The 25646-nt window shown below is 66.0% G+C and carries 21 protein-coding genes; 10 read left to right on the forward strand and 11 right to left on the reverse strand.

Going from position 1 to position 25646, the window contains the following annotated elements:
• Positions 1-60 precede the first annotated feature (60 nt).
• From H7J73_RS20400 to H7J73_RS20410, 3 genes are read left to right on the forward strand one after another with little or no spacing between them, the layout of a single operon-like run.
• On the forward strand, positions 61-1386 hold the full coding sequence (locus tag H7J73_RS20400) for a UDP-glucose dehydrogenase family protein (RefSeq protein WP_264069448.1): 1326 nt from the start codon (positions 61-63) through the stop codon (positions 1384-1386).
• A gap of 4 nt (positions 1387-1390) precedes the next feature.
• The gene (locus H7J73_RS20405) at positions 1391-2143 is read left to right on the forward strand and encodes a maleylpyruvate isomerase family mycothiol-dependent enzyme (RefSeq protein ID WP_264069449.1); all 753 of its coding nucleotides are present in this window, start codon (positions 1391-1393) and stop codon (positions 2141-2143) included.
• Positions 2144-2170: 27 nt separating this feature from the next.
• Positions 2171-2527 (forward strand): nuclear transport factor 2 family protein, encoded by a 357-nt coding sequence (locus H7J73_RS20410; RefSeq protein ID WP_264069451.1) that lies wholly within the window; start codon positions 2171-2173, stop codon positions 2525-2527.
• Here H7J73_RS20410 and H7J73_RS20415 read toward each other — a convergent pair.
• Positions 2493-3734, reverse strand: coding sequence for a YibE/F family protein (locus H7J73_RS20415; protein WP_264069452.1), 1242 nt, complete (start codon positions 3732-3734; stop codon positions 2493-2495). The two genes, H7J73_RS20410 and H7J73_RS20415, sit on opposite strands and share 35 nt — an antisense overlap.
• Positions 3735-3765: 31 nt before the next feature.
• The gene (locus H7J73_RS20420) at positions 3766-5040 is read right to left on the reverse strand and encodes a pyridoxal phosphate-dependent aminotransferase (protein ID WP_308207436.1); all 1275 of its coding nucleotides are present in this window, start codon (positions 5038-5040) and stop codon (positions 3766-3768) included.
• A 186-nt stretch (positions 5041-5226) separates the two neighbouring features.
• Between H7J73_RS20420 and H7J73_RS20425 the strand changes: the two genes are divergently transcribed.
• A complete protein-coding gene (locus H7J73_RS20425; protein ID WP_264069453.1) occupies positions 5227-5640 on the forward strand; it encodes a hypothetical protein in 414 nt (137 codons plus the stop codon).
• Positions 5641-5722: 82 nt separating this feature from the next.
• On the opposite strand, the gene H7J73_RS20430 is transcribed toward H7J73_RS20425, so the two are convergent.
• The 3 genes from H7J73_RS20430 to H7J73_RS20440 form a co-directional block, all read right to left on the reverse strand.
• Complete coding sequence (locus tag H7J73_RS20430; RefSeq protein WP_264069454.1) at positions 5723-8740, reverse strand: heterodisulfide reductase-related iron-sulfur binding cluster; 3018 nt, start codon at positions 8738-8740, stop codon at positions 5723-5725.
• A 146-nt stretch (positions 8741-8886) separates the two neighbouring features.
• The gene (gene iniR, locus H7J73_RS20435) at positions 8887-11370 is read right to left on the reverse strand and encodes an isoniazid response ATPase/transcriptional regulator IniR (protein WP_264069456.1); all 2484 of its coding nucleotides are present in this window, start codon (positions 11368-11370) and stop codon (positions 8887-8889) included.
• Between the two features lie 8 nt (positions 11371-11378).
• Positions 11379-13217 (reverse strand): Hsp70 family protein, encoded by a 1839-nt coding sequence (locus H7J73_RS20440; protein ID WP_264069457.1) that lies wholly within the window; start codon positions 13215-13217, stop codon positions 11379-11381.
• A gap of 211 nt (positions 13218-13428) precedes the next feature.
• Here H7J73_RS20440 and H7J73_RS20445 point away from each other — a divergent pair, with 211 nt between their 5' ends.
• The 3 genes from H7J73_RS20445 to H7J73_RS20455 all read left to right on the forward strand — a co-directional run bounded on the left by H7J73_RS20445 (position 13429) and on the right by H7J73_RS20455 (position 17195).
• On the forward strand, positions 13429-14013 hold the full coding sequence (locus tag H7J73_RS20445; protein WP_264069458.1) for an Rv0340 family IniB-related protein: 585 nt from the start codon (positions 13429-13431) through the stop codon (positions 14011-14013).
• Positions 14014-14234: 221 nt separating this feature from the next.
• Positions 14235-15242 carry an IniB N-terminal domain-containing protein gene (locus tag H7J73_RS20450; protein ID WP_264069459.1) on the forward strand — a complete coding sequence of 336 codons (1008 nt, stop codon included), beginning with the start codon at positions 14235-14237 and terminating at the stop codon, positions 15240-15242.
• Positions 15243-15350: 108 nt separating this feature from the next.
• On the forward strand, positions 15351-17195 hold the full coding sequence (locus H7J73_RS20455) for a dynamin family protein (RefSeq protein ID WP_264069460.1): 1845 nt from the start codon (positions 15351-15353) through the stop codon (positions 17193-17195).
• Here H7J73_RS20455 and H7J73_RS20460 read toward each other — a convergent pair.
• Positions 17164-17550 carry a DUF5129 domain-containing protein gene (locus tag H7J73_RS20460; protein ID WP_264069461.1) on the reverse strand — a complete coding sequence of 129 codons (387 nt, stop codon included), beginning with the start codon at positions 17548-17550 and terminating at the stop codon, positions 17164-17166. The genes H7J73_RS20455 and H7J73_RS20460 overlap by 32 nt on opposite strands.
• 57 nt (positions 17551-17607) lie before the next feature.
• Here H7J73_RS20460 and H7J73_RS20465 point away from each other — a divergent pair, with 57 nt between their 5' ends.
• Entirely contained in the window at positions 17608-19095 is a 1488-nt protein-coding gene (locus tag H7J73_RS20465; protein ID WP_264069462.1) for a dynamin family protein, read from the forward strand.
• A 10-nt stretch (positions 19096-19105) separates the two neighbouring features.
• On the opposite strand, the gene H7J73_RS20470 is transcribed toward H7J73_RS20465, so the two are convergent.
• From H7J73_RS20470 to H7J73_RS20485, 4 genes are all read right to left on the reverse strand, one after another.
• Positions 19106-19717: a hypothetical protein gene (locus H7J73_RS20470; protein WP_264069463.1), complete on the reverse strand. Its 612-nt coding sequence runs from the start codon at positions 19715-19717 to the stop codon at positions 19106-19108.
• A gap of 21 nt (positions 19718-19738) precedes the next feature.
• Entirely contained in the window at positions 19739-20752 is a 1014-nt protein-coding gene (locus tag H7J73_RS20475; RefSeq protein ID WP_264069464.1) for a hypothetical protein, read from the reverse strand.
• 49 nt (positions 20753-20801) lie between these two features.
• On the reverse strand, positions 20802-21734 hold the full coding sequence (locus tag H7J73_RS20480) for an LLM class F420-dependent oxidoreductase (protein ID WP_264069465.1): 933 nt from the start codon (positions 21732-21734) through the stop codon (positions 20802-20804).
• A 75-nt stretch (positions 21735-21809) separates the two neighbouring features.
• Positions 21810-22382 (reverse strand): hypothetical protein, encoded by a 573-nt coding sequence (locus H7J73_RS20485; RefSeq protein WP_264069466.1) that lies wholly within the window; start codon positions 22380-22382, stop codon positions 21810-21812.
• A gap of 118 nt (positions 22383-22500) precedes the next feature.
• On the opposite strand from H7J73_RS20485, the gene H7J73_RS20490 reads away from it, so the two are divergent.
• Both H7J73_RS20490 and H7J73_RS20495 read left to right on the forward strand, forming a co-directional pair.
• Entirely contained in the window at positions 22501-24234 is a 1734-nt protein-coding gene (locus H7J73_RS20490) for an acyl-CoA dehydrogenase family protein (RefSeq protein ID WP_264069467.1), read from the forward strand.
• An 82-nt stretch (positions 24235-24316) separates the two neighbouring features.
• Entirely contained in the window at positions 24317-24646 is a 330-nt protein-coding gene (locus H7J73_RS20495; protein ID WP_264069468.1) for a WXG100 family type VII secretion target, read from the forward strand.
• A gap of 4 nt (positions 24647-24650) precedes the next feature.
• Here H7J73_RS20495 and H7J73_RS20500 read toward each other — a convergent pair whose 3' ends face one another.
• A complete protein-coding gene (locus tag H7J73_RS20500; RefSeq protein ID WP_264069469.1) occupies positions 24651-25103 on the reverse strand; it encodes a hypothetical protein in 453 nt (150 codons plus the stop codon).
• Positions 25104-25646 lie beyond the last annotated feature (543 nt).

The raw sequence follows: 25646 nt of genomic DNA on the forward strand, positions 1-25646 counted from the left end.
TTCGTGTTCCGCTCAGTGTCATGATGCAGTCAGCTCATTCGCCGGGCATATATCTGCAGTATGCGATGCACCGTCTTCGGTACGGGCTACCTGGGGGCGACGCACGCCGCCGGAATGGCTGAGTTAGGGCACGACGTACTCGGGGTCGATATCGACCCCGGCAAGGTTGCCAAGCTGGCGGCGGGTGACGTGCCGTTCTACGAACCTGACCTGCCAAAGATGTTGCAGGACAACATTGCCGCCGGCCGGCTACAGTTCACCACCGACTACGACATGGCCGCCGACTTTGCGGATGTTCATTTCCTCGGTGTTGGAACCCCGCAGAAGAAGGGTGAGTACAGCGCCGATCTGCGACACGTTCACTCCGTCATCGACGAGCTGGTGCCGAAACTGACGAGATCCGCGGTGATCGTGGGCAAGTCGACGGTTCCGGTGGGCACCGCCGCCGAACTGGCCGAGCGGGCGCGCGCCCTGGCTCCCGCTGGTGTCGACGTGGAGATCGCCTGGAACCCGGAGTTCCTGCGCGAAGGGTTCGCCGTCCACGACACGCTGCATCCAGACCGGATCGTGCTTGGCGTGCAAAAGGATTCGGTCCACGCCGAAGCCGCGGTCCGCGAACTGTACGCTCCGCTGTTGGAGACCGGAGCGCCGTTTCTGCTGACCGACCTGCAGACCGCGGAGCTGGTGAAGGTCTCGGCGAATGCCTTTCTGGCAACGAAGATCTCGTTCATCAACGCGATCTCCGAAGTGTGTGAGGCAGCTGACGCCGATGTCACGATGCTGGCCGACGCACTGGGCTACGACCCGCGCATCGGCCGCCGATTCCTGAACGCCGGACTGGGTTTCGGCGGTGGCTGCCTGCCCAAGGACATCAGGGCCTTCATGGCGCGCGCCGGTGAGCTGGGCGCCAATCACGCGCTGACCTTCCTGCGCGAGGTCGACAGCATCAACATGCGCCGCCGGGCCCGCATGGTCGAGCTGGCGACGACGGCCTGCGGCGGATCGCTGCTCGGCGCCAACATCGCGGTGCTCGGGGCCGCATTCAAACCGGAATCCGACGATGTGCGGGACTCGCCGGCGCTGAATGTCGCTGGGCTGCTTCAGCTCAACGGCGCCGCGGTCAACGTCTACGACCCCAAGGCGATGGAGAACTCCCGCAAGATCTTCCCCACGCTGAACTATTCGACCTCGGTGCTGGAGGCCTGCGACCGCGCCGATGCGGTACTCGTGCTCACCGAATGGTCGGAGTTTGTGGAACTCGATCCGCACGATCTGGCGGGGACCGTGCGCTCCAAGGTCGTCGTCGACGGACGGAACTGCCTGGACGTCACACGCTGGCAGGCCGCCGATTGGCGGGTGCACTGCCTCGGGCGTCGCGTAGCCTGACCAGGTGGATTACGCCGCGAAGCTCATCGACGAGCATCGAATTTTCGCCGACACCGTCGCCGCCGTCGACCCGGCCGCGCCGGTACCCACCTGCCCCGGCTGGACCGTGCAGCAGCTGTTCCGGCATGTCGGTCGCGGCGTGCGGTGGTCGGCACAGATGGTGGCCGACCGGGCGACCGAAGGGCTCGATCCGCGTGCCGTGCGCGACGGTAAGCCGCCCGAGGATCCCGAGGCCGCCACCGACTGGCTGATGGACGGGGCCGCAAAGCTATTGGAGGCCGTCGACACCACCGGCGCCGACATCGCGGTCTGGACATTTCTCGGGCCCAAGCCGTCCGCCTGGTGGGTCCGGCGACGGCTGCACGAGGTGGTCGTCCACCGCGCCGACGCGGCCATCGCCGCTGGAACCGGCTTCGAGCTCGCACCCGCGCTGGCGGCGGACGCGATCAGTGAATGGCTCGACATCACCACCCACCCCCGGCCGGGCGCGGCGCCCCCGCTGGAGGCCGGTCAGGCGCTGCACCTGCACGCCCACGACGAGGGCCTCGGTTCCGCGGGGGAGTGGATGATCACCGCCGATGCCGACGGCGCCCTGAAGTGGTCACATGGGCACGGTAAGGGCAGCGCAGCCGTGCGCGGCCGGTCTGTCGACCTGCTGTTGGCCATCACCCGGCGCCGGCCGATCAGCGAGTTGGACGTCGAGATGCTCGGCGATGACGCGGTCTGGCAGTCCTGGCTGGACCGCACGGCGTTCTGACCGCGGCCACCGGGTAGTTTGCAAGACATGACGACTTCGGAGATCGCCACCGTTCTGGCCTGGCATGACGCGCTCAACGCACGCGACCTCGATACCCTCGTCGAGCTGTCCAGCGACGATATCGAGATCGCCGACGCGCACGGCGCCGCACAGGGGCACAACGCCCTGCGGGAATGGGCTGCCGACTTCGACGACACCGTGACCGTCGGGCGGATGTACGTCCACGACGGCGTGGTGGTATTCGAGCAGACCCTGGACGACGGCACCACCCAGGCCTCTGCGTTCCGGGTGGTCCACGACCATGTCACGTCGAGCTTCCGCCACGACGACCTGGAGTCGGCGCTGGCGGCTACAGACCTGACCGAGGACGATCTGGACGCGTAGTCGCCAGCAGCGCGGCGATACCCGTCGTCAGCGGAACTGACAGGGCCAGCGCGATTCCGCCGACGGCCGAGCGGGCGATCTCGATGGCCACGCTCTCGCTGGTCAATACATCACCCAGGGACCGGTTGGCTACGCTGAACAGCAACAGCAACGGCAGTGAACTGCCGGCGTAGGCGAGCACCAGGGTGTACACCGTGCTCGCGATGTGGTCACGTCCCACCCGCATGGCGCCCACGAAAATCGTTCGGCGGGAATTGTTTTCGGTGATGTTGGCGAGCTCGAACACCGTCGAGGCCTGCGTGACGGTGACGTCGTTGAGCACACCGAGCGAGCCGATGATGAACCCGGCGAGCAGCAGGCCGGTGATGGAGACATGGCCCATGTATGCGGCCACCTCGTTGTTCTGATCTTCGGAGAGCCCGGTCAGGTGAGCCAGCTCGATGGCGCCCCACGACAGGACGGCCGCCAACAGCAGCGACGTCAGGGTGCCCAGCAGCGCGGCGCTGGTGCGCAGGCTGACCCCGTGCGCCAGATAGATGACGGCATACAGGATTGCTGCCGACGCGACCAGGGCGGTCGGCACCGCCGGAGCGCCGTCGCGCAGCGCGGGTAGCAGGAACACCACCAGCACCAGAAACGCGACGATGATTCCGACCATCGCCAGCAGCCCGCGCCAACGGGCCACCGCGACGATCACGACGGCGAAGGCGGCGGCCAGTATCACCAGCGGCCAGGTGCGCTCGTAGTCGTAGAAGGCGTAGCTCGTCGCGCCCTGCTGGTCCACCTGGCGACTGATCCGGATGGAGTCACCGGCGGCCAGGCTGGGCTGACCGGCGCCCGGGGTGAACTCCAGGAGCGTCTTGGCGCCTGCGTTCGGGCCGGAGTCGATCGCGACGAGGTTCTGCACGCACTGACCGCTGCCCGGCACGCCGGGCGCCGCAGAGGCGGTCAGTACCTGGCCCGACGACGGGCTGCCGCAGTTCGCCAGCGTGCTGGACTGCACCTGGCCGGCCTCGGTGGTCACCGCCCCGCCGGAGGAATTCTGGAACGGCAGTGGGATGGCCACCTTCTGCTGGCTCGGCCACAGCAGTGCGGCACCGGCGATGACGGCGATCCCGATCGCGACGAGCAGCCCGACGACGATCTTCGCCGCCAGCGGGCCCAGCGGGGCCGGACCCGAATGCGAGTGCGAATGGGAGTGCGCCACAGCGACAGGCTAGCGGCGGATCCTGCGAGGATTACTGTCGGTAGCTCACCAGGAAGTTACCCAGTCGCTCGATAGCGCTGGACAGGTCCCTGGCCCATGGCAACGTCACGATGCGCAGGTGATCCGGTGCGGGCCAGTTGAATCCGGTGCCCTGCACCACCAGGATCTTCTCCTGCAGCAGGAGATCGAGCACCAGCTGCTCGTCGTCCTGGATGTCGTAGACCTCGGGGTCCAACCGGGGGAACGCGTACAGCGCGCCCTTCGGTTTCACGCACGACACCCCGGGGATTTCGTTGAGTTTGTTCCAGGCGACATCGCGCTGCTCCAGCAGTCTGCCGCCGGGCAGCACCAGATCCTCGATGCTCTGGTGACCACCTAGCGCGACCTGAATGGCATGCTGCGCAGGCACATTCGGGCACAGTCGCATATTGGCCAGCAGGCTGATGCCCTCGATGAAGCTGGTGGCATGCTCCTTGGGGCCGGTGATGACCAGCCAGCCGGACCGGTAGCCCGCCACGCGGTATGCCTTGGACAGGCCGTTGAAGGTCAGCGTCAGTACATCGGGTGCCAGCGATGCGAGGCTGATGTGTTCGGCGTCGTCGTAGAGGATCTTGTCGTAGATCTCGTCGGCGAGCAGCAGCAGCTGATGCTTACGCGCCAGTTCGACCATCTGCTCAAGGATTTCGCGTGAATATACCGCGCCGGTCGGGTTGTTCGGGTTGATCACCACCAGCGCCTTGGTGCGGTCGGTGATCTTCGATTCCACATCGGCGATATCCGGCTGCCAGCCGTGGGTCTCGTCGCACAGGTAATGCACCGGCGTGCCGCCGGCCAAGGCCGTCGACGCCGTCCACAGGGGATAGTCCGGCGCGGGCACGAGTACCTGATCGCCATTGTCGAGCAGCGCCTGCAGGGTCATGGTGATCAGCTCGGAAACCCCGTTGCCGAGGAACACGTCGTCGATATCGAACCGCGGAAAACCAGGTACCAATTCGTAGCGGGTGAATACCGCGCGGCGGGCACTGGCGATGCCCTTGGAATCGGAATACCCCTGCGCCTGCGGAAGCGCCTGAATCATGTCGCGCATGATCACGTCGGGCGCCTCGAAACCGAACACCGCGGGATTGCCGATGTTGAGTTTCAGAATGCGGTGCCCCTCGTTTTCCAACCGGGCGGCGTGATCGTGAATGGGCCCGCGGATCTCGTAGAGCACATCCTGCAGCTTGCTCGACTGCGTGAAGATGCGCTGCCGGTCAGGATGGCCGGTGTTCTGCCACGGCAGCTGATTGGTACTCACGGTAACTATGGTCCCACGGCTGTCGACGCATTTTTTCCGGGGCGATGACGCAACTGCAGGTGAACCGCCTGAAGATCGCGTTTCGCTCTCATTTGGGCGACATGGCGGACACGCCAGAGAGTTTCCTGTGCTCGTTGCCGAATTCGGACTCCGGAACCTGTTAACTTCCTGAAACACATGGTCGGGAGCAGGGGAATGAAGCAGACAATCACACGCACGTTGGTCACCACATTTGCGATGACGGCGGCCGCCGTTACCGTTGCCGGCACTGCCCTGGCCGATCCTGCACCGTTTAACGGCACGTATTCCGGCGGCGACCCTTATAACGTCTGGACCGTGACGACCAACTGCCCGACCGAAGGCTGCACCGGCACGGTGGCCAGTAACCAGGGCTGGAGCGTCCCCACCACGATGACGGGCGGGACGTGGAACTTCATCGTCACCAAGCCCGACGGCGTCATCTGCGACGACGGCACCTACGCGCCCGCCTACATTTCACTCGCGGTCAATCCCGACACCCTGGCCGGTGTGATCACCAGCGACTCCAATTACAGCTGCCCGGGCGGTCAGATCACCCAGAGCCCCTTCCAGCTGCAAAAGATCGGCTGACCCACCGTTCCGCGGTGGCTGCCTGCTCAGTGCAACGTGGGGCCGTAGACCGTCCGTACAACGTCGGGCGGCACCAACCGGGCTAGCGCTTACCGGGGCGGCGAGCACCCTTGGCAATGCCGAGGCCCTTCACCGGCGGTTCGTCGCCGACGGTCGATGCATCGCCACCGGTAGAGCCGTTCGGCGACGCTTCCGGCTCCGGCTCGGAATCGGTCCCCGATTCGGAATCAGGCTCCGGCTTGGGCGCCGGAGCGACGGCCGGGCTCTTCTTCGCGCCGGGACGACGTGCGCCCGAGGCGATTCCGAGCCCCTTGACGGGTGGTTCCGGCTTGGCGTCGGCGGGAGCCTCCTCAGCCGGAGCAGCGGGTGCAGCCGGAGCAGCGGGTGCGGCGGGTGCAGCCGAGTCGGCGGGTGCGGCGGGTGCAGCCTTCTTGGCGCCGGGACGCTTCGCGCCTGCCGCGAGGCCCAGACCCTTCGCCGGGGCCGCGGGTGCGGCCGACACGGCGGCTGCTTCAGCAGGTGCCGCTTCAGCGGGAGCGGCAGGAGTTGCCGCGGCGGGTGCGGCCGCAGTCTTCTTGGCGCCCGGGCGTTTTGCGCCCCCCGCGATGCCCAGCCCCTTGGCCGGGGCAGCAGGTGCGGTCGGAGCTGCGGGTGCAGCCGAGTCAGCCGCCGCGGCGGGCGCGGCCTTCTTGGCGCCGGGTCGCTTGGCGGCACCGGCCATTCCGAGGCCCTTGACCGGGGCCGCGGCCTTCGCAGGTTCGGCGGCGGTCTGCGGCTCAGGTGCGGCTTCTTCGGCTGCAGGTTCGGCTTCGGGCTTCGCCGCGGGAGCGGCTTCTTCCAGCTCCGCGGCCCTGACGGCCGCAGCTTCAGCCGCGGCACCCTTGGCGGGCAGCTTCACCTCGGACAGATCCAGCGAACCGAGCAGAAGTTGGGCGACGTCGAGGACCTCGACCTTGTCGACCTCCCTGGCGGCGGACACATCGTCCACACCGTCGGTGATCATCACACGGCAGAACGGGCAGCCGGTGGCAATCGTGGTCGCCCCGGTGTCCATCGCCTCTTCGACGCGCTCGTTGTTGACGCGCTTGCCGATGTGCTCTTCCATCCACATCCGTGCGCCGCCGGCACCGCAGCACAGGCCGCGGTCGGCGTGGCGCGGCATCTCCGTCAGCTTGGCGCCGGATGCGCCGACCAGCTCCCGCGGTGCGTCGTAGACCTTGTTGTGCCGGCCCAGGTAGCACGGGTCGTGGTAGGTGATCTCCTGGTCCAGCGACTTCACTGCGACCAGCTTCTTGTCGCGGACCAACCGGTTCAGCAGCTGGGTGTGGTGCAGGACGGTGAAGTTGCCACCGACCTGCGGGTATTCCCGGCCCAGGGTGTTGAAGCAGTGCGGGCACGTGACGACGATCTTGCGGTCGACGCGCTCGACGCCCTCGAACAGGTCGTTCAGCGTCTCCACGTTTTGGGCGGCCAGCTGCTGGAACAGGAATTCGTTGCCGGACCGTCGCGCTGAGTCACCGTTACAGGTCTCGCCCTCGCCTAGGACCAGGTACTTGACCCCGGCTACCGCAAGCAGTTCGGCGACGGCTTTGGTGGTCTTCTTGGCGCGGTCCTCGTAGGCGCCTGCGCAGCCCACCCAGAACAGGTACTCGAAGCCCGCGAAGCTGTCGACGTCCTTGCCGAACACCGGCACGTCGAACTCGACCTCGTCGATCCAGTTGGTCCGGTCCTTGGCGTTCTGGCCCCAGGGGTTGCCCTTGTTCTCCAGGTTTTTGAACAGCACGCCCAGTTCGCTGGGGAACTCGGACTCCATCATCACCTGGTAGCGGCGCATATCGACGATGTGGTCGATGTGCTCGATGTCGACCGGGCACTGCTCGACGCAGGCGCCGCAGGTGGTGCAGGACCACAGCACGTCGGGGTCGATGACGCCACCCATTTCGGCGGTGCCGACGAGCGGTCGGGTGGCCTGCGCGGGACCGGATCCGGGCACCCGGCCGAAGCCGGATTCGGGCACATGGTGGCCCTCCTCCTTGACGGTCTCCATGTCGAGACCTTCCAGGGGCCGTTCCTTCTCGCCCAGGATGTAGGGCGCCTTGGCCATCAGATGGTCGCGCAGATCCATGATGACGAGCTTGGGAGACAACGGTTTTCCGGTGTTCCAGGCCGGGCACTGCGACTGGCAGCGACCACACTCGGTACAGGTGGTGAAGTCGAGGTAGCCCTTCCAGGTGAAGTCCTCGATCTTGCCGCGGCCGAGCACCGCATCCTCGGCGGGATCGTCGAAGTCGACCAGCTCGCCCTTGTATTCCACCGGCAGCAGCGGGCCCAGCCCGTTGGGCAGCCGCTTGAAGGTGACGTTGATCGGCGCCAGGCCGATGTGTAGGTGCTTGGAGTGCAAAACGATGAGCAGGAAGATCAGCATGACGCCGATGTGGCCCATCAACGCGATGGTTTCGATCCACTCATTGGCGGTGTGGCCAAGGGGCGCCAGCGGCGCGGCGACGGCGTGCGAGAAGAACGCACCCCAGCCGTACGGGAAGGCGTCGCCGAGGACGTTCACCGACGCCCCACGGAAGATCGCGTAGGTGAAGATGACCAGGAAGATCATGAACAGGATCTCCCACGCGCCGCCGGTATGGGAGCCGTAGAACCGGGACGAGCGGCCGTGGGTCTTCGGTTCGGAGCGCAACCGGATGATCGTGAACGTCAGGATGCCGAGCAGCACGGCGACCGCGAAGAAGTCCTGCAGGAAGCCCAGAGCGTCCCACCGGCCGACAATCGGGATGTGGAATTCCGGGTTGAACAGAACTCCGTAGGCCTCTAGATAGACCGTCGCAAGAATGAAAAAGCCCCACATGGTGAACAAATGGGCGAGGCCGGGGATCGACCATTTCAGCAGCTTTTTCTGACCGAAGACTTCGGTGAACTGAGCCTTGATGCGGGCCGGGATGTCGTCTTTGCGGCCGCTCTCATCGCTGACGGGCTGACCCGAGCGAATCAGTTTGGTCAGCCACAGCACACGGCGTGCGGCAAACACCAGCACGATGGCGGTGCCCAGCAGGCCAACGATCAGCCGGCCCCAGTCGAGAGCGCTCACGGACTGCCTCCCATTCGAAGTTACCCAAGGGTAACTTAGTGTAAGTTACTCGTCGGTAACTTAACCTCGGTCCAGCTCATAGTTGCATCCCGGCCATTAAGGCCGCTAGCGAGGCTGCCCTAAGTTGGGCAAATGTGGTGTGCGTCTCAGCTGTGCGAAGTCAGCATTGCCCGCAGCATCGACAACATTTCCGAACGCGAGTCCGCGCCCAGTCGTCGACGGATTCTGGCGACGTGATGTTCGACCGTCTTGGCCGAAATGAAGAGCTGTGCCCCGATATCGCGGTACGGCATCCCGAGCAACAGCAACTCGGCGACTTCGCGTTCGCGCTCGGAGAGAACGGCACTACTGGGGGCGCCGGTCGGGCGCGGCGGGCCGTTCGTCGGCGTCGCCGGTTCGGTCGACAATCCGGACGGGCCGATATCGGGCAGATCCTGACCAGAGGTCGATTTGAGATCGCGGGCGACCTGCAACATGGCGCCGGACACCCGTGGATCCGGAGCCTGCAGGGCGGCCTGGCCGGCGAGCCGGGTGGCATCCCAGGTCAGTCCGAATTGGGCCAGACCGTGGGCGGCCGCGGACACGTCGTCGACATCGATCTGATTGGCCAGCACCCGCAGCCAGGCCCGGCCGCCGCCGGCCAACGCCTTGGCGAAACCGCTGTGGCCCGCGGCCGCAGTCAGAGCCTGCCCATGCGGTGCCATCGACTCCGGTGAATTGGCCAAGATGGCCGCGTGCACACCCGCCCAGTGTAGGGGCAGCGACCAGGACAGCGGGTTACCCAGCGCGCTGAGCAGACCGAATGCCTGATCCAAGGTGTGTGACAACCGGTCCACCTGACGCAGGCGCGCGGCCGAGACCCATATTTCGCCCAGCGGGAGCAGGGAGAACAGGTCGATCGAGTACTCCGCGAGCACTTCCATCGCGGCATGCCAGTTCTTCTGCACCCCACCGGCGTCGCCGCCCCGCCGGGCGATCCCGGTCCTCAGCGCCGCCGCCCAGAGTGCGTCGCGCCGGTGCAGGCCGGCGTCGGGCACGCTGGCGACGTCGGCGGCGGCGGCCTGCAACTGGCCGTCCTGCATCCGCACCCACCCCAGCAGCAGTCGGTGCCGGTGGCTGAACATCCCATCCTGGACCGCGCTGCGCGCGGCTCGACCGATGACACTGCGGGCGCGGGCCGGATCGCCTGAATGCAGCGCGGCGAGGGTGACGAGTGCGGCCGGGCTATCGGGCATTGCCTCGGTCGCCGGTTGATCAGCACCGATGGCTTGGCCGAGGCGGGCCACCGCTACTGCGTACGGCTGATCCACGGTGAGCAACAGACCTTCGGCGAGGCTGCGGGCCGTCCGGGCCGCCGATGTCGGCGGCCCGCTGTCCTGGACCCGCAACCCGTCGCGGGCCCGCTCGAGATCGCCGGTCGCCGTCAATACCACCGCTCCGGCCGCGCCGATCACCGCATCCGGTTGCGGGCCGAGCCAGGCGAATAGTTCGGCCGCCTGGCCGCTGTTGCCGTCGTGCATGGCGACGCTGGCCGCGATCCGTACCGACGCGGCCCGCACCGCAGGGTCCTCGGCGCTGAGCAGGGTGTCGGCCAGCGCGGCGGCCCCGGCACAGTCGCCGGACATCGCCAACGCGTCGGCCAGCGGCGCCGCCACGTTTGCCGCGCCCGCATCCATCGCCGCCTGATAGAGCCGCGCGGCTTCGTCGGGCTGACCGCGCAGCTGGGCCGCTTCCGTCGCCAGCACCGAGGCCAGTTGCGGGTCGCGTACGCCGTGCTCTGCCAGTTGCAACGCGAGACCTGTTGACAGTGTCGACATTTCGGCCTGCGAGCGGAGTAACGCGGATTCGATGTCGTGGTGGCGGACCGTGCCGACCAACTGGCCAAGTGCCCGGTGCACGGTGGCCAGAAAATAGGTGCCGTGTGAGGGGTCCAGCAGTCCGGTCGCGTGCGCGAGGTCGACCTGTGTGTGGGCATCGCCGATCCCGATCGACAGTGCGGCGGCCACATCGGCGGGGCCCAGCTCGGGGCTGAGCGAGGCGATCAGCATGGTCTCCAGGACTCGGTCGTCCAGGCTGCGCAACCGGTCGGTGAGCGCGAAGAACGCGGTCTGGGCGATCGCGGGCGCGGGCCCGGCAACGTCGGTCGCCAGGACGCTCTCGACCAGAAAGGGCAGCCCGGCGGTCGCCGCCATCACGTTCGTGACCGTCTGGGTGTCCTCGATGCCGACCTGCCCGCTCAGCTCGGCGCGCGACCAGGCACCCAGCGCGACGCGCGGGCGCTCCCGCTCGATGGTGGTGGCCAGCGCCCGCAAGCTGGGCCGGTGGTCGTGGCGCTCGGCCGCCACCACCAGCGTCACCGCTGGGTCGGCGGCACACTCGGTCAGCGCGTGAAGCTCCTCGTCGGCCAGTAGATGGGCATCGTCGATGACGATCGCCGACGCCGGATCGCCGGTAGCGGGCGGGCGGGTCAGCACCGCTGTCCCCGTCGCGCGCAGTGCATCGCGGACGGCGGCCAGCACTGTGCTCTTCCCGGTGCCGACGCCGCCGGTGACGAGGAGTTTCAGCGGTGTCTCCGGCGCGGCGACGAGCTCGCGCACCGCTTCCTGCGCCGCTGAAGGAACCTCAGACACGCGGACGCTTACCTCTGCGCGGGTTCCGGCGGCGCGGTGGCTCCGGTCAGGATCGTCGTCGGAGGTGCCGCCGTGGTGGTCGGCGGCGCAACGGTCGTGGTCGGCGGGGGTTGGGTGGTGGTCGGCGGTGCGGTGGTCGTCGTCGGCTGGGTCGTCGTCGTTGTGGTAGTCGGTGGCGTCGTGGTGGTGGTCGTGGTGGTTGTGGTTGTGGTGGTCGTCGTCGTGGGCGATGTCGTCGTTGTGGTGGTGGGGTTTGTCGTCGTCGTCGTAGTCGACGGCGGCGGAGGTGGCGGCACCAACGAGGTGGTGACTTCGCCGTTGGATCCGGTGACGGTGACGGTCTCACTGGTCGGCGGCACCGTCGTGGTGGACTGCCCCGGCAATGTGCTGGTCTCCGTAACGGGGGTGGTGTCGCTGCTGGTGCTGGTCAGTGTGATCGCCAGGCCGCCGATCGCCAGAAGTGCGGCGGCTGCGGCCGCACCGAACAACAGGGGCGGACGCTTGTACCAAGGCAGCGGCGGCGGGTCGGCGTCGAACGGAGCGTCCGGCTCTCTCTCGAACTCGACCGCGGGGCGCGCCGCGGTGCCGCCTTGGTTGACGTCGAAGGTGTAGTCCTCGCCGGAGTACGGCACCACCGGTTCGCCGGCAGGGGCCTCGTCGTCCTGCGACCAGGCGAGCGGAGCTGCTGCGGCGGACGGTGCCAGCCCCGTCGGAGCCAAATCTTCCGCGGACGCGGCCGGCGCGAGCCCAGTCGGGATGTCCGCCTCGGATACCGACTGCGCCAGCCCGGTGGGTGCGTCCGGTGCCGGGCCGCGCTCGGCGAGCACGGCGGCGCCGACGGCGGCGGTCAATGCCGGCTCGGGTGTCGTGACGACGGGTACGCGCAGCTGATCGGAGAGCTGCTGGGTGATCATCGGGATGGCCGCGCCACCGCCGAAGGACGCCACCGCAGCCAGGCTGGCTGCGGGAATCCTGTTGCGCTCCAGCACATCTCCGAGGGCGTCGAGGAAACCGGCCAGCGGCGCCTCGATCAGACTCTCCAGCTCGGCGCGGGTCAAGCGGACATCGGTTGTGCTGCCGGGCAATTCGGCGTGGATGACCGTGGCGGTCTCGGCGGACAGCCGTTCCTTGGCCGCTCGGCATTCCCCACGAAGCCGTGTCAACGCACCGACTGCGGCGGTGCCCGCGGGGTCAGCCAAGCCGGCGTCGGACATTCCGGCCAGCACATGATGGAGGATGGCCTGGTCGATCCCGTCGCCGGAGAACTCGCCGAAGCGGGTGACCTCCCCGATGGGCCGCAGATCGGCGCCCGCATCAGCCAATGCGATGGTGGTGCCGCTACCGCCGAAATCACACAGTGCGACAACACCTTCCGACGGCAACCCGGGGTCGCTCTGCAGCGCTGCCAGTGCGGTCTCAGCATCCGAGATCAGCTCCGGCGGTGCACCGTCGGAATACAACGACTGCTTCCCACGCAGCGCCGCCCGCAGGGCTCCCACGACGGCCGGGCCCCAATGGGCCGGTACCGCGATGGACACCTTCTGCGGCGCCCCCGCGCCTTCGCCGATTGTGCGTGCTATCGCCTCGAGTGCTTCGGCGGCCAGCACGTCACCGTGATGCGGTGAGCCGTCCTGCGCGACCAACGGCACCGGGTCGCCCACCCGCTCGACGAAACCCCACATCACCATGCCGCGTTCGGTCAGGTTGGTGTTCTCGCTCGGCAGGCCGACCTCGGGCGGTCGATGCTCGAAGAGGGTGAGCACCGAGCGGCGGGTGACCGGGGCCCGCCCCGTTCGTGCCGCCGACAGGTTGGTCAGCCCGATCGACAACCCCAGCGAGTCGCTCATGGGGCAAACCTTAGCGGCTCGCCACGGGGGATCCCGGCAAGCTGGCGGGCGATCCCCCTAAGGGTGCGGATCCCCTAACGGTGCACCCCCTAACGCAGGCGTCAAAAGAGTGGTATCGGCACCGATCACGAAGTGGTCTCGGCTGGATAGCATTTGGGAACCGACTGAACTGTCACTGTGAAATACCGGGTGCTGAGGGAGAAGACGTGTCATGGCAAACGAGCTACTCGACTTCGTGATGTCACTGGTGCGTGATCCCCAGGTAGCCGCACAGTACGCCGCCGACCCGGCGCAGGCCATTGCCAATGCGCATCTGACGGATGTGACCAGCGCAGATGTCAACAATCTGATTCCCATGGTGTCGGATTCGTTTGCTTCGTTCCCGGGAGCCGCGTCGGCGTTCGGCGGTGACTCCGGCGCCACCGATGGCAACGTCTGGACGAGCGGGGCAGCCACGGCCGCGTTCGACGCTTTCACCCCGCATCTGGGTGACCTGCCCGATCACGCGACCACGGCCCTGCACGATCTGTCCAGCAGCGTCATCGACACCCAGTCGCTGGACCAGTCGGTCGCCCAGGCGAACCCGTCTCAGCTGGTGTCCGACGTATCCGGCGGTAACGCTGTCGCCGGTCTGGAAGGTTTCGACCCGTCCACCCAACTGCACGAATTGGGGGTCGACCCCACCGCCATCGATCCGAGCGCCCTCGGCGTCGACGATCACGGAGTCTTCGACCAGTTCACCTCCGATGTCCACCACTTCGATGCCGACGCCTCGGGCTTCGACCTGCACAATTAGCTCCACCTAGGTAACAAGAACGCCGCCGGCCTGGTGCCGGCGGTGTTTTTTTGTTTCCCCCAACAACCCCCTAATCCCCTAATAGGGGGTCATCTGTGGCCCCTGGGGGCGGGCCGAAACGTACGGGTTCGCACCCCGTTTCCGGGGCTTCTGCGGATCCATAACGTGTATTTCAGATCGCCGGCCGGACCGGCGAGACCGAAAACCAGAAAGGCACTCACATGACCCTCATCGACTGGATCCTCAGCCTGTTCCGCAGCGAAGATGTCGCCCAGGCGTTCGTCGCCGACCCGGAGCAGACCCTGCGCGACGCCGGCTTCGCCGGTGTATCGGCCGCCCAGCTGGGTTCAGTCGCCGCGACCGCGGTACCTGGCCTGATGCTCGGCGGCGGTGACCCGATCGTCGGGCTGCAGCGCGCCGTGTCCAACCAGTACGGCTTTGCCCCGGCCGCTGATTACTCACCGCAGAACAACCTGCTGTCGCCGAGCTTCGCGCCGCAGACCAACACCGATCTGCTCAGCCACAACGACACTTCGCTGCTGAGCCCGGACCAGGCGGCCGGCGCCAACGCGCAGCAGGGTGCGTTCAACCTGGGCTTCGGCGACATCACCTTCGGCGACAAGACCACCAACACCGCCACCAACGGCGGCGTCGTGGTCGCCGGCGACAACAAGGGGGACATCGTCAGCGGCGACGGCGCTGTGCTCGGCAACAACAACGAGGTCAACAACGGCGACGTGCTGGCGGGCACCGGCTCCAACGTGGCGATCGGGCACAGCACCGTCGAGGACAGCGGCACCACCGCGACCGGCAACGGCACCGTCATCAAGGACAACGACGGGACGGTCCTGCATAACGTAGAAGCCAACGCCGCCAGCGGGGGGTCGGCCAGTGCCGGCAGCGGCGGTGGCCTGCTGGGGATCGGAGTGGGCAGCTCGCACGGCGGCAACGCCGGCGGCGGTGGAATCGTCATCAACAACCCCACCACCACCACAGCCAGTGGCAATACCACTGCCAGTGGCAACGGGAGCGGCAATGTGGTGGACACCTCGGCGCACACCACCGAGCATGTCTCGGTGGTCAACCACACCGACACCACTGTCGGGGTCGACGATCACGCCAACAGTCCGGCGCTGTTCGACACCGGCCTGGCGAGCAACAACTCTATGGACACCTCGCTGGATAACAGCCACGCGCTGTCGCTGGCGGGCAGCCACCCCGGGTTCTGATCATCGGCAGAGTTCGAGCGAGTCGGCGGGGACCTTCAGGGTCCCCGCCGTTTCGTGCGCCTACGGTGGATGGGCGGCGGGGTTTGGAAAGACAGATGGGACACCACAGTGACGCAACCGGATGACCCGCGCCGGGTAAAGGTGATCGTCGAGCTGATCGAGCACACCAGCCGCATTGCCGAGCTCAACGAGCGCGGCGATCTGCGGCAACGACTGGACGCCGCGCACAAGCGGATTCTCGACCCCCAGATCAGGGTGGTGATCGCGGGTCAGCTCAAACAGGGCAAAAGCCAGCTGCTGAACTCGCTGCTCAATCTGCCGGTAGCCCGGGTCGGAGATGACGAGACGACCGCCCTGGCCACCATCGTCACGTTCGGCGAACCGGCGTCGGCCGATCTCGTCGTCGAACCGCGTCCAGGCGCCTCGGAACCTGAAGTCATCAACATCCCGATCGCCGATATCAAGAACGACCTGCGTCGGGCACCGCAGGCCGGCGGCCGGGAGGTGATCCGCGTCGAGGTCAAGGCGCCGAGCCCCCTGCTCAAGGGCGGGCTGGCCTTCGTCGACACCCCCGGCGTGGGTGGGCACGGCCAACCGCACCTGTCGGCGACGCTCGGGCTGCTACCGGATGCCGATGCGATGCTGATGGTCTCGGACACCAGCCAGGAGTTCACCGAACCCGAGATGCGGTTCATCCGCCAGGCCTACGAGATCTGCCCGGTCGGGGCGATCGTCGCCACCAAGACCGATCTCTATCCCTACTGGCGCCAGATCGTCGAGACCAACGCCGGCCATCTGCAGCGGGCCGCAGTGGCGATGCCGATGATCCCGGCGTCGTCGCTGCTGCGCAGCCACGCCGTCCAGCTCAACGACAAGGAACTCAACGAAGAGTCGAACTTCCCGGCGATCGTGCGGTTCCTGTCCGAGAAGGTGCTCTCCCGGGAGAACGACCGAGTGCGCGAGCAGGTACTCGGCGAGATTGCCGCCGCCGCAGAACATCTCACGCTGGCGGTCAGCTCGGAGCTGTCGGCCATCAACGATCCCGATGACGCGCGGCGGCTCACCGAAGATCTGGAGCGACGTAAGCAGGAGGCCCAGGATGCTTTGCAGCACACCGCGTTATGGCAGCAGGTGCTCAACGATGGCATCTCGGATCTGACTGCCGACGTGGACCACGATCTGCGTTCTCGATTCCGGGCCATCACCAATCACAGCGAGAAGGTGATCGACGCCTGCGACCCGACGCAGCATTGGGCCGAGATCGGCGCTGAGGCCGAGGACGCGGTGGCCACCGCCGTCGGCGATAACTTCGTCTGGGCGTATCAGCGGGCCGAGGCGCTGGCCAGTGAGGTGGCCAAGACCTTCGTCGAGGCGGGGCTGGACGCCGTCCAGATGCCCGAGGTCAGCGCGCGTGAAATGGGTGCCGGCTTTGAGGGGCTGAAATCGCTGGCAAAGTTGGAGTCCAAGCCGATTGGCAAGGGGCACAAAGCAATTACCAGTATGCGTGGGTCATACGGCGGGGTGCTGATGTTCGGCATGCTGACCTCCGTCGCCGGCCTGGGCATGTTCAACCCGCTGTCGTTGGGGGCCGGCCTGTTGCTGGGCCGCAAGGCCTACAAGGAAGACATGGAAAACCGGATGCTGCGGGTCCGCAACGAGGCGAAGACCAACCTGCGCAAGTTCGTCGAGGACGTGTCGTTCGTCGTCGGCAAGGAATCTCGGGACCGACTCAAGGGCATCCAGCGTCAGTTGCGCGACCACTACCGCGAGATCGCCAACCAGACCACCCGCTCACTCAACGAATCGCTACAGGCCACCCTTGCCGCGGCGCGGATGGAAGAGAACGAGCGCAACTCCAGGATCCAGGAGCTGGAACGTCAGCTCAACATCCTCACCCAGGTCACCGACAACGTCGAGAAGCTCAGGGTGTCGACGGTGCCGACGGCGCTGTGAAAGGCCGGGTGCCGGGATAACGGGGGTCGCGGGTCGTCGTGTTCAGCCCGGGGGAGTCAGAGGGCGTGTCGGTGCCCGATGTCGTCTCGCCCGGAACCCCGATCTCCGTGGTCGACAATCGGCTGGTGGGGAAGGTCGTCGACGATTCTGAGGGCGTGATCACGAACGGCTGCGTCGTGCGGAGCGTCTGCTCGGTGGTCACTGGGGTGGTGTAGACGGTGGTGTCCGGCTGACTCCAATTGTCGGACATCTGCACGACGGCGACGACGAGCGCACCGATCAACACCAGACCCGCGACGCCTGCGGAGAAGATGGCCGCGGGCGTGCGGTACCAAGGCTCATTGTCTGCGGGCACGGGCGCCGATACTACTTGGAGGCTGCAGCAAGGTGCGGGCCGTAAACTCCACGGTCAATGAGCACGAGCGATCAGGTCCGCGCCATTCTCGGCGGCACCATCCGCGCCTACCAGGGTGAACCCGCGTTTCGGGAGCGCCCGGATGTCTTCAACGAGCTGGAGGCAATCGGCTGGCGGCTGAACCAGCCGATTCGCATCGCGCTCGCGGGCACGCTCAAGGCCGGCAAATCGACGCTGGTCAATGCGCTGGTCGGCGAGAACATCGCTCCCACCGATGCGACCGAGGCCACCAGGATCGTCACCTGGTTCCGGCACGGCCCGACGCCGAAGGTGACCGCCAATCACTACGGCGGGCGCCGCAGCTACGTGCCGATCACCCGTGAAGGCGGCGGACTGACGTTCGACTTCGGCTCGCTGGATCCCAACGATGTCGCCGGCCTCGACGTCGAGTGGCCCGCTACCGAACTGATCGACGCCACGATCATCGACACACCTGGAACGTCATCGCTGTCGCGTGATGTCTCCGAGCGCACCCTGCGGCTGTTGGTGCCCGAGGACGGAGTGCCCCGAGTGGATGCGGTGGTCTTCCTGCTGCGCACGCTCAATGCGGCGGATATCGCGCTGCTCAAGCAGATCGGCGAGCTGGTCGGCGGGGCGTCGGGCGCGCTGGGTGTGATCGGGGTGGCGTCGCGGGCCGACGAGATCGGGGCCGGCCGCCTCGATGCCATGCTGTCGGCGAACGACGTGGCCAAACGATTCACCAGCGAAATGGACAAGACGGGCATCTGCCAGGCGGTGGTGCCTGTTTCGGGCCTGCTGGCATTGACCGCGCGGACGCTACGGCAGAGCGAATTCGTCGCGCTCGAGAAGCTCGCGGGTGTCGATGCCGCCGAGCTCAACAAGGCGATGCTCAGCGTGGACCGGTTCGTGCGCGAGGACAGCACGTTGCCGGTCGACGCGCCCACGCGCGCGCAGCTTCTCGACCGGTTCGGCATGTTCGGTATCCGCATCTCTATCGCGGTGCTGCGCTCGGGGATCGGTGACTCGGTGGCGTTGGCCGAGGAGCTGCTGGAACGCAGCGGGTTGGTGGCGTTGCGCGATGTCATCGACCAGCAGTTCGCCCAACGCTCCGAACTACTCAAGGCGCACACCGCGTTGCTATCGCTACGGCGGTTCGTGGAGTTGAACCCGATTCGGGCGACGCCGTACATTATCGCCGATATCGATCCACTGCTTGCCGATACTCACGCGTTCGAAGAGCTCCGCCTGCTGAGTCAATTGCGTTCGCGGCCAACGACGTTCAACGATGACGAGATCGCCTCGCTGAGACGGATCATCGGCGGCTCGGGGACGGACACCGCCAGCCGGCTGGGCCTGACGCCCGAGGAGCCCTACGACGGTCCGCGAGCGGCGTTCGCCGCGGCGCAGCGCTGGCGGCGGCGTGCCGAACATCCGCTCAACGACCCGTTCACGACACGGGCCTGCCGCGCCGCGGTACGCAGTGCCGAGGCACTGGTGGCGCAATACGCGTCGCGCGGCTACTGATCAACCCTGTTTACTGACCTCCGCCACCGGAACCGGGCTGCGGGAAGAGTGTCGGGAACCGGCGCGACGGCGAGACCGTAACCGTCTCGGTGACCGTGCTGGTGCTGGTCGTCGGAGGCGTCGTCGTAGTCGTGGTGGTTGTCGTGGTCGGCTCGGTGGTGGTGGTGGTGGTGGTCTCCGACGGCGCCTCGGTGGTGGTACTGGCCGGCGATTCCGTGACCGTCTCTGTCGAGCCGGGTCCAGGTGCCACTGGCGCCGTACCGGAATCGGACGCCGACGTCGCCGCCGTGGTGCTGGAGGTTGCAGATGTGGTGGTGCTGCTGGTGCCGGTGGTGCTCGACGAACCGCTGGTCAACGAGATGATCGCGTAGACCGCGAGCGCCAGGATGATGACCGCGACCGCGCCGAGCCCGACCAGTGCGGCCGGCTTGCGGTACCACGGTGTCGGTGGCGCGGGGACTGGGCCGGTGCCGTATTCCGGCTGGTAGCCGTAGCCGGTCTGGCCGTAATCAGGCTGCTGCGGAGTCTCGCTGTACGCCTGGCCACCGGTACTGCCGTAGTTGGCGTACTGGGTCGGCTCACCGTAGATATCCGGGTCGTCGGGGTTTCCGTTCTGCGCCACGGGGATCGATAGTAACGCGGGTCATTGCTGGCCGGGCTGACCGGGGAAAGCCGGGCGATGCGACGGCCGCACGACAATGTCCGGTCCGCGGGTCTGCGGCGTGGTGACATTCGGCCGGTCGTTGCCGTTGTTCTGCGGGTATTGCGGGTAGTAAGGCCGCGAGTTGCCGGTCTCCGGGGGAGGCGGTGGAGGTGGCGGTGGTGGAGGTGGCGGTGGCGGTTCAATCGCCGACGCCGTCGTCGTCGGGGTGGCCGACGTGGTGGCGAGAGTCGTCGAGGTGTCCGTCGTCGGCTCGTCGGAACTGTTCCAGCTACCGGACACCAGCAGCACGGCGGCGATGATCATGGCGATGACGGCAAGCCCGATGGCGCCCATCGCGATGATTGCGGATCGTGTTCGATACCAAGGTGCTTCGGCCCGATAGGCACCCGGCGCGAACGGATCGAAATCGTCGTATGGCCGTGGCGGCGTGAACGGCGGCGGTTCGCGCCAGGGCTCGCGGCCAGACGTGCCTACGGCGCGCAGTGTCGGGTCGGTCGGGGAGTCGTCGTCGTACGGGTTGTCGGAGGTGTCGCGTTTCGGGCTGGTGTCGCGGAAGAAGAAGTCCTGGAGAGGCGGGACTTCCTCGTCGGGCACGCCGCCGAAGACAGGGTCTTCGATCACCGGGGCCGTCGGCGTTTGGAAGACATACGCCGACGCCTGCGCAGTGGGCTCCGGTTCGGGTGCCTCGACATGCGCAAGTGGTGGCGCCGGTGGCGGCGGTGGCGCCTCATCTACGGCGGGAGGTTCTTCGTAGGTCGGTGCCGTTTCGAACGTGGCACTCCCGAAAAAGCCCGTTGGGCTGCTCGTATACCGCTCGTCGGAGAAGAATGCGGTGGACGCTTGGCTCTGTTCAGCCGTGCCAGCGCCGGTTTTTGTACCGGCTAGGTCGTCGCGAGACGGCCTCTCACCGGCGGATGGATCGGCGGAAACGTCGTCCTCATAGCGGCTGCCGGTGAAGAAACCGGCAGCCTCAGGGGGATCGTATTTCGCCACAGCTACTGATTTTAGCGGTGCCGCCTGCGCAGATGCGGGAGATGCGCGGTTAGCCCAGTTGTTTCACCACGCCGTCGGCGAAGAGCTCGAGGTGATCGAGGTCGGCCATATCCAGCACCTGCAGATAAACGCGCTGCACGCCGGCGTCGCCGAACATGCCCAGCTTGTCGACAATCTCTGCGGGTGTCCCGACCAGCGGGGTGTTGGTCTGCAGTTCGTCGACCTCCCGGCCGATCGTCGCGGCGCGTCGCGCGACCTCCGCATCATCGCGGCCCGCGCACAGCACGAAACAAGCCGAGTACGTCATCGAATCCGCCGATCGTCCGGCATCCGAGACCGCGGTGGCGACCCGCTCGTACTGCGTCTTGATGACGTCGAGACCCGAGAACGGGATGTTGAACTCCGTGGCGAATCCCGCCGCGAGGGCGGGCGTCCGTTTGGCGCCCTGGCCCCCGATGATGATCGGCGGGTACGGCCGCTGCGCGGGCTTGGGAAGCGCCGGCGAATCGACGATCGAGTAGTGCTTGCCGGTGTAATCGAACTTCTGGCCTTCGGGCGTCGACCACAGACCGGTCAGGATCTCGAGCTGTTCGGTCAGCCGCTCGAACCGCTCGCGCAGCGCCGGAAACGGGATGGCGTAGGCGGCGTGTTCTTCGTCGAACCAACCCGCACCGATACCGAGATCGACTCGGCCACCGCTCATTTCGTCGACCTGAGCCACCGAGATGGCTAGCGGTCCGGGATGGCGGAATGTGGCCGAGGTCACCATGGTGCCCAGCCGGATACTCGTCGTCTCCCGGGCAATGCCGCCGAGAGTCACCCAGGAATCCGTCGGCCCCGGCAGTCCGTCGCCGCTCATCGCGAGGTAGTGGTCGGAGCGGAAGAATGCTGAATAGCCCAGCGATTCAGCTGCTTTGGCGACGGCTAGTTGGTCGGCGTACGAGGCGCCCTGCTGAGGTTCGACGAATACCCGGAAATCCACGCAGTCAGCTTAGGCCGGATTGCTCGGCTCCTCAGCGGACTCGTTCCTCGCCCGCATCGGTCGCCGGGCGGCGCGCTAGAACGATTCCACGCCTTCGACCCGAACGAACATTCCGTGACCCGTCCTGTCGTTGGTGAACCTGGTGCCCGCTTCCTCGGCGGCGATGGTCCAACCCTGTGCTTCGTAGGTTTGGTAGTCCAACGTGACCACTGGGATGTTGCCGAGATTGCCGACAACCCACTTCATGTTTCCGCTGGAGGTGATGCTGACGCCGTTGGCCTGTTCACCGTCGATGGTCGGGGAATTCTTGAACTCGGTTTCACAGCCGACGGCCTCGCTGTTGAGCTGGCAACGGGTCTTGCCTGATTTGGTCTCGATGTAGACGTAGCCCTGGTCGTTGGGGGGCAGGGTTCCGACAGGCGGAGCGGCGACGGGGGTCGACGGCGACGGCGGTGGCAGCGGGTTCGCGGGCGCGGCGGTCGGCGTCGACAGCGACGGGCGCGGCGTCGGGAAATCAGGCTCTGCCTGGGTGCCGCAACCCGGGCAAGATGCGGTGCCGTCGGTGGTGTTGCTGCAGCCGGCCAATGCGGCCGCAGCCACCAGTGCAGCGCTTGCGAACGCAAGTCGTGTCTTCTCCGATACCCGCACTAAATCTCCCTAAGCCGTGTGGTCCAAGGTACCCAGCGTGTGACGCGAGTTAAACCCGTGGCCATTGATGTTTATGAAGATGTGAGGTTGCCCGCGAAGCGGCAGCTAGATTCGGGTCATGGCCAACTCCAGCGGACTGCTGCTCAATCCGAACACCCACGACCCACAGCAGTTCGACGCCGAGACACGACGCCAGCTCAAAGCCCTGATCGAATGGTTCGAAGCGCGCGGCAAGACGAAGCTACTCCAGGATGACCTGGAAGCGGCGTGGGTGACGGACTTCCTGGAGTTCATCAAGCACGAGCGCATCTTCGCGACCTTCCTGACCCCGTCCGAATATGCCGACGGCGACCCGAACAAGCGCTGGGACACCTCGCGCAATGCCGCGCTGAGTGAAATCTTCGGGTTCTACGGCTTGGCCTATTGGTACGCCGAGCAGGTCACCATCCTGGGGCTCGGGCCGATCTGGCAGAGCAATAACAAGGAGGCCATGCGGCGGGCTGCTGACCAACTGGAGGCGGGCGGGGTGATGGCGTTCGCGCTCTCCGAACGTGACCATGGCGCCGACATCTACAACACCGACATGCTGCTCACGCCCTCCTCGGAACAGGGGATCGCGTTCCGGGCGTCGGGGGAGAAGTACTACATCGGCAACGGCAATGTGGCAGGGATGGTTTCGGTGTTCTCCCGCCGCACCGATGTCGAGGGCGCTGACGGCTACGTGTGGTTCGTCGCCGACAGTTCCCACGAGAACTACGAATTGATCGGCAACGTCGTGCACGGCCAGATGTATGTGAGCAACTTCCGGCTCGACGGCTATCCGGTGCGCGAAGAAGATATCCTCGACACCGGCCCCGATGCGTTCTCGGCGGCACTCAACACTGTCAACGTCGGCAAGTTCAATCTGTGTAGCGGGTCGATCGGCATGTGCGAACACGCCTTCTACGAGGCGATCACGCATGCGAACAACAGGATCCTCTACGGCAACCCCGTGACCGATTTCCCGCATGTGCGGGCGAGTTTCGTCGATGCCTACGCCCGGCTGATCGCGATGAAGTTGTTCAGCGACAGGGCAATTGATTATTTCCGGAGCGCCAGCCGGGAAGATCGTCGCTACCTTCTGTTCAATCCGGTGACGAAGTCGAAGGTCACGTCCGAAGGCGAAGTCGTTGTCACTCTGCTGCAAGATGTTCTGGCAGCCAAGAGTTTTGAGAAGAACACTTATTTCAGTGAGGTCGCTCGACTCATCGGTTGCCTGCCCCGCCTGGAGGGCACCGTGCACGTCAACGTCGCGCAGATCCTGAAGTTCATGCCGAACTACATGTTCAACCCGGCCGAGTATCCGGCGATAGGTACCCGCGACGATCCGGCCGACGACGTGTTCTTCTGGGGCCAAGGTCCGGCGCGGGGCGCCTCCAAGGTGCAGTTCGCGGACTGGGCGCCGGTTTACGAAAAGCATTCGGACATACCGAATGTGGCCCGGTTCTACGACCAGGTGCTGGCATTACGTGAGCTGCTTACGGTCGCCGCGCCGGACGCCGATCAGCAGGCCGACCTCGACTTCGTACTGGTAGTCGGGCATCTGTTCACCCTCGTTGTCTACGGTCAGTTGATTCTGGAACAAGCTGAGCTCATCGGACTGGATCGCGATCTTGTCGACCAGATCTTCGACTTCCAGATCCGGGACTTCTCTTCCTACGCTGTTGCCTTGCATGGCAAGCCGAGTTCGACTCAGGCGCAACAGGACTGGGCGCTCGCCGCGGTGCGTAAGCCGGCTGTCGACGCCGAGCGGTTCGGCCGGGTATGGGAGCAGGTCAAGGCCTACGACGGGGCCTATGAGATGCGCCCGTAGTTGCGCGCACAAAGGTGACTACTGCTAGTGCCAGCCTCAACCTAGAATCACTGCACAGTTGATCTGCTGAGCAGGAGGGGCCGTGGGCGACATATTCAAAGTGGACGTGGACGCGCTGAAACGTGCTGGTTCTACGGTTGCCGAGCAGGCGACCAACCTGTCGACTTCGCATCGTCAGTCGATGATCGATCTCAGTGATTCCGAATCAGGCTCGGTCGGTTCGTCCGCGGACGCACTGGTTGGCATGGCCAGCGAGTGGCAGCAGATCGCCGACAAGCACACGAAGGCTATCGATGATCAGGCCACTGCCATGCACGGCTCAGCGGACATGTTCGCCTTCATGGAAGAGCAAGCGGCGCAGAAGCTTAAGGCGATCGGCGACCAGGCCGACGGTGTGAACGTCGACCTGTAGGTCGCTACTGACTCTGGGCAGGCCAGCCGGGTGAGGCGGGGAGGGTCGGGAAGTCCGAGCGTGGGCGGTCCGCTGAAGTGAGATATTCGCGGCGGTCGAGCGGCTCGGGCGATTTCGTTGTACAGGCGTCGAGGTCCTGGGTGTACTCCGGCCACTCCGATTGGAGGTCCGTCGAACCCGCCGGATGGAGACTCCCGATTACCCGCCATTGGCCGAAGATATCGATAAACGGATAGTTCGACGGCCCGCGTTGTGGTGGTAAGACCTGCGGTGCAGGGGGCGTCTGCAGGTCGACTCGGTTGACGTAAACGCCGGTATACGGCGGCGGGTTGCCTTTGATCCGGTATTGGGCATTCGGCTGCGCTAGGGCCGTTCCGACGGTCCAGTAGCAAGATATGACCGCGACATCGCGTCCGGTCTGGTCGATACGCAGGATGTGCTCCTGAGCAGTGCCCACTCTGGGAGTGGGGTCGGGGTCAGGCTCGGGCCAGAGGGCGATTGTCGAACGCGGAGCGGAGCCAACGGGTTGATTTTTGTCGACCGCACGATCGAAACCCGGGTATAGGTAGTCCAAACTGCCGCCGAAAGACGCGACTAGGTAGGACTCGGTATAGGCTCGCGCGACGACGGCGGGGCCAGCTTGAAGGTCAATGCCCGGTTCGGCGGTCCAGACGTAGTGGAAGTCCGACAAGGTGGCGGGCCAGCGGTCGGGCAGTTTGTCGGCCGTCGGGTTTGGTTGAGCAGTGCAGCCGGCTATCAATGCTGCCGTTATCAGGCCGATTAGAAAAAGCCATGACCTCACTTTTCAGGCTCCGGTCGCTGCACGGCGTTCGGGTCGGCGATAACGGCGTTGTACTGGGAGGCCATGTTCTGTTGCTGATCGATGATTCCAGGTACTGCAGGTGTCAATGGCCAAGTTGAAGTATCCGTTGGTGGCCGGATAAATGTATCCACCCCGTGCGGTGATTCTTAGGTCGGTGTGGGTTTGTCCTTCCGGTGT

The sequence above is a fragment of the Mycolicibacterium komossense genome, from assembly GCF_025822605.1.
In the GTDB taxonomy this organism is placed as follows: domain Bacteria; phylum Actinomycetota; class Actinomycetes; order Mycobacteriales; family Mycobacteriaceae; genus Mycobacterium; species Mycobacterium komossense.